At 63.3% G+C, this 4,477-nt stretch carries 5 protein-coding genes; 1 reads left to right on the forward strand and 4 read right to left on the reverse strand.

Annotation, left to right across the window (positions count from 1 at the left end; translation table 11 throughout):
- The 4 genes from ACK1U9_RS16145 to ptrR form a co-directional block, all read right to left on the reverse strand.
- Nucleotides 1–492 (reverse strand): acyloxyacyl hydrolase (locus ACK1U9_RS16145; protein WP_449110012.1); only part of this gene is annotated, 492 nt, incomplete at its 3' end.
- A 196-nt stretch (nt 493–688) separates the two neighbouring features.
- Nucleotides 689–1,435: a phytanoyl-CoA dioxygenase family protein gene (locus tag ACK1U9_RS16150; protein WP_046614222.1), complete on the reverse strand. Its 747-nt coding sequence runs from the start codon at nt 1,433–1,435 to the stop codon at nt 689–691.
- A 54-nt stretch (nt 1,436–1,489) separates the two neighbouring features.
- Nucleotides 1,490–1,933, reverse strand: coding sequence for a hypothetical protein (locus tag ACK1U9_RS16155; protein WP_046614223.1), 444 nt, complete (start codon nt 1,931–1,933; stop codon nt 1,490–1,492).
- 125 nt (nt 1,934–2,058) lie between these two features.
- Nucleotides 2,059–2,925: a putrescine utilization regulator PtrR gene (ptrR, locus tag ACK1U9_RS16160; protein WP_013972688.1), complete on the reverse strand. Its 867-nt coding sequence runs from the start codon at nt 2,923–2,925 to the stop codon at nt 2,059–2,061.
- 107 nt (nt 2,926–3,032) lie between these two features.
- On the opposite strand from ptrR, the gene ACK1U9_RS16165 reads away from it, so the two are divergent.
- Nucleotides 3,033–4,418 (forward strand): aldehyde dehydrogenase family protein, encoded by a 1,386-nt coding sequence (locus ACK1U9_RS16165; RefSeq protein ID WP_108481515.1) that lies wholly within the window; start codon nt 3,033–3,035, stop codon nt 4,416–4,418.
- Nucleotides 4,419–4,477 lie beyond the last annotated feature (59 nt).

Genomic DNA, 4,477 nt, shown 5'->3' on the forward strand with positions numbered 1-4,477 from the left:
CGATTCGATGCCGTCGTTAGGCTGCTTGAGCCCCGCGTTGGAGTAATGCATGGCGCGGATCCCCACCTTCTGCTCCCCCGGCAGTTTCAGGCCGAAACCGATGCGGTCTTCGAAGTTGACCGACGAGCCCAGGCGCTGGTCGCCCACATCGGTCTTGGAAAACGCCGCCAGGCCAATGCCGGCCTCGATGTACGGGGTATAGGTGAAACCGCTGAACTCGTAGGTGAACACCGGGCTGAACGACAGCGAGTGCGCACCACTGGCCTCACCGCCTTCCCAATAGGTGTAGGCCGCATCCCAGTACCCGGTCAGGTGACCGGTGCTGCTTTCCAGCCATTTCTTGTCCCAGTCGAACGACAGGCCGATACGGTAGGTCATGTCGCCTTGGCCAGTGGCGCCGACGGCGCCGGTCACCTGTGCTGCCTGAGCCAGATTTGTTCCGGCAAAGGCCAGCACTGCAGCAGCCAGCGAAGCTGCTAGACGGGTTTTCATCAATGACTTCTCCTGATGGTCTATACGGCAAGTGGGGGCTTGGGCCCCTCGAGCTTATGCGCTGACCGGATGCATCCAGACCGGTCACACGAAGTAATACTTTTCTGATTATCGACCAGATAAACAGAAAGTTGAAAGTAATTGCCACCATTGGCTAATACCCTGCGCCAGCATCTGCCATGCCGAACAGCAGTGGTCAGTCGTATTCCGCCTCTTCGTGTTCACCCAGCAGGCGCCTTTGCCTGGGTGTGGCCTCCTCCAGCACCTGCGGGTTGAAGCGCCAGTTCAGGTACGGCGAAAACTTCTGCGCGACCATGCGCCGGCCATAGTGCACTTGCAGCATGTCGCGCTCGCGTGACTGGGTGCAGTTGGCCCCGCCGCTGTGCCAGACATCACTGCGAAACACCAGCGCGTCCCCTGCCTTGCACAGCACCGGCTGGGCCTCACGGCCCTGCCAGTGTTGCTCGCCAGCCTGCGGAGGCCGAGCCGCGCGGTGGCTGCCGGGCACAATCCAGGTCGGCCCGATGTGATGGTCGATATCGCTGAGGTACAACTGCGCAGTCAGAATCTGTGGGGGCTGGATGAAGTCGCCGCGCTCGCTCAGCCAGGCGGGCAACTGCATGGGCAGATGGTCCAGGTGCAGGGCCATGCCGGGGTAGCCCGGGTGGCTGCGCCAGGCGGTCTGGCCGATCACGTGGCAGTCGGCGCCCAGTGCCGCTTCGGCCAGGGCAATCAGCGGGGGCAGGTCGAGAAAGGGCAGCCACAAAGGGTTGCGGTTGAAAACGCATTTGTAGTGTTCCAGCAGCCCCTGGTAATCCCAATGGATGGGCTGCAGGTCATCGATAGCGCAGCGCAGCAAGGCGATACGCAAGGGCTCGAGCACATCGGGGAGCAACACATAGCCCCGCTCGTCCAACATCTCCAGCTGAAGATTCAGGCTCATGGGGATGCGCTCCTTTCGGGCAGGAGCACATCCGTACTCCTGCCCGTTTTTCCATCAACGCCAGTTCAGGTTCACGGTCGCGGGGGTCTTGCCATTCACGGTCACCAATTGCTGCACCGTCTCACCCTGGGCGTTGCCCGTCACTTTGTATTTGCCGGGAGGCAACTGCACATACAGCAGCGGCCCGGCATCCGTAACGCTGAGCACGGGCTGGCCCTGTGCATTCTGGATGTCGACGGTGGCACCGCTCTGGAACTTGCCTTCCGGGCCGGTGGAAAGTTCCACGTGCAGGTCGTAGCCCGGGGTCTTGCGCAGGGCGTTGGCTTCATCCTGGCCGATGCCGCCTTGCAGGTAGCGGACGCCGTTCTGCTCCTGCTGTTGCAATTGCACGGCCTGCATGTCGATGGGGGCATTGAGGTCGGCGGCGGCCGCCAAGGTCCATGGCAGTGCCAAGGCGACCAGCAGTGCCGCGCCGAGGGCATAGTGATGGTTACGCATGGTACGACCCTCCTTTCGAGGATGGCTTACCTATTATCTGATCCTTCGGACGTAACGGCGTTCGTGCAGATGCATGGTCGTCTGGATGAAATTCGCGTCATTGGTGTGAATATCGTGCTGCAAAATCAGGTTGCGCGCCCTTCCTCGAGCAATTTCACGAACATGCTCAAACTGCGCGATACCGTGCCCCGGCGCCACACCAGCCAGGTTTTCAGGTAGCGGAAGTCCTCCGACATCGGCCAGGCACTGACGGTACTGCAACCTGGCATGTTGTCGAGCATGCTGCGCGGCATCATGGCCAGGCCGGCACCGGCGCTGACGCAGGCCAGCATCCCGTGGTACGACTCCATTTCGTGGATCTTGCCCGGCACCGCCTGGTCCTGCACGAACCAGTTCTCGAAGTGGTGGCGGTACGAGCAGTTGGCGCGGAAGGCGTAGATGCTTTCGCCGTTGACGTCCTGGGCGCGGGTTACCGGGGCATGGTTGAGTGGCGCGATGACCATCATTTCTTCCTCGAACACTGGCATGCCCTCCAGCGTCGGGTGCAGCACCGGCCCGTCGACGAACGCCGCCACCAGGCGCCCGGACAGCACACCTTCGAGCATGGTCCCGGAGGGCCCGGTGGACAGGTCCAGGTCGACCTTGGGGTAGCGCTGGTTATAGGCCGCCAGCAAGGCCGGGATGCGCACCGCCGCTGTGCTTTCCAGCGACCCCAGTGCGAAGGTGCCCTGCGGGTCTTCACCGGCCACGGTCAACCGCGCCTCGTGCACCAGGTCGAGGATGCGCCGGGTGTACTCGAGGAAGTTCCAGCCCGCGGGGGACAGGCGCAGGCGGCTCTTTTCGCGGATGAACAGCTCCACGCCCAGGTCCTCCTCCAGTTGCTTGATACGCGTGGTCAGGTTCGACGGCACCCGATGGATATGCTGCGCGGCGGCACTGATGCTGCCCTGTTCTGCCACAGCCTTGAAGATCTCCAGTTGCACCAGGTCCACAGCCTTTCTCCAAACGTGAATGTTTCGCTCATTATTATTCAGTTTTCATTAAAGCCATAGCCCACTAGTCTGGCGTCACGGTTCCACAACAACGAGAGTGTCCCGCCATGAGCGCGATCAGCAGCCTGACCCACGCCATCTCCCTCGACCCGTACAGCGGCGAGCAGATCGGCGCCTACCCGTTCGACACCGACGCCGCACTGGAAGCGGCGCTGCAACGCGCCAAGGTTGGCTACCGCCAGTGGCGCCAGGTGTCGCTGGGTCAACGCAGCGAGTACCTGCTTGCCCTGGCCAGCACCCTCGAAACCAAGGCCGAAGCCTTCGCGCAAATGATCAGCCGCGAAATCGGCAAGCCTGTCGCCCAGGCCCGTGGTGAAGTCGGCAAGTGCGTCGGCCTGTGCCGCTGGTACGCCGAACATGGCCCGGCCATGCTCGCCGCCGAGCCGACCCAGGTCGAGAAAGCCCGCATCGAATACCGCCCGCTGGGCCCTATCCTGGCCGTGATGCCGTGGAACTTCCCGGTCTGGCAGGTATTGCGCGGCGCAGTGCCGGCGATCCTGGCCGGCAACACCTATGTACTCAAGCATGCGCCGAACGTGATGGGCAGTGCCTACCTGCTGGGCGAGCTGTTCAAGGATGCCGGCCTGCCGGAAGGCGTGTTCGAAGTGCTGAACGTGACCCCGGACGGCGTCACCCGAGCCATCAACGACCCGCGCATCGCCGCGGTGACCCTGACTGGCAGCGTGCGTGCCGGCATGGCGATTGGTGCGCAAGCCGGCGCGGCGCTGAAGAAGTGCGTGCTGGAGCTGGGCGGTTCCGACCCGTTCATCGTGCTGGCCGACGCCGACCTGGATGCCGCCGTGAAAGCAGCCGTGATCGGCCGATACCAGAACACCGGCCAGGTCTGCGCTGCGGCCAAGCGCCTGATCGTCGAGGAAAGCATCGTTGACGAATTCACCCGCAAGTTCGTCGAGGCCACCCGCGAGCTGAAGGTCGGCAACCCGCTGGAAGAAGATACCTACATCGGCCCGATGGCCCGTTACGACCTGCGCGACGAGCTGGATGGCCAGGTCCAGGCGACCATCGCCGAAGGCGCCACCCTGCTGCTGGGCGGCCACAAGGTCGATGGCGTTGCCAACTTCTACGCGCCGACCGTGTTCGCCAACGTCACCCCGCAGATGACTGCGTTCAAGCAGGAGCTGTTCGGGCCGGTGGCGGCGATCATCAGCGCACGTGATGCGGAGCATGCGGTGGAGCTGGCCAACGACAGCGAGTTCGGCCTGGCCTCGACCATCTACACCGCCGACTACGCGCTGGCCGAGCGCATGACCGCGGCGCTGGATACCGGCGGCGTGTTCATCAACGGCTATTGCGCTTCCGACCCTCGCGTGGCGTTTGGCGGGGTGAAGAAAAGCGGCTTCGGGCGTGAACTGTCGCACTTTGGCGTGCGTGAGTTCACCAATGCCCAGACTGTGTGGCTGGACCGTAACTGATCCGATGCTCAGGGGCCGCATTGCGGCCTTGTGAGAGCGGGTTTACCCGCGAAGCAGGC

This window comes from Pseudomonas sp. XP1 (genome assembly GCF_053557675.1).

Excerpts from the sequence above, each read along its gene's own strand:
- ACK1U9_RS16150 (WP_046614222.1), bottom strand. The coding sequence starts at position 1,435 with ATGAGCCTGAATCTTCAGCTGGAGATGTTGGACGAGCGGGGCTATGTG.
- ACK1U9_RS16165 (WP_108481515.1), top strand. The coding sequence starts at position 3,033 with ATGAGCGCGATCAGCAGCCTGACCCACGCCATCTCCCTCGACCCGTAC.
- ACK1U9_RS16155 (WP_046614223.1), bottom strand. The coding sequence starts at position 1,933 with ATGCGTAACCATCACTATGCCCTCGGCGCGGCACTGCTGGTCGCCTTG.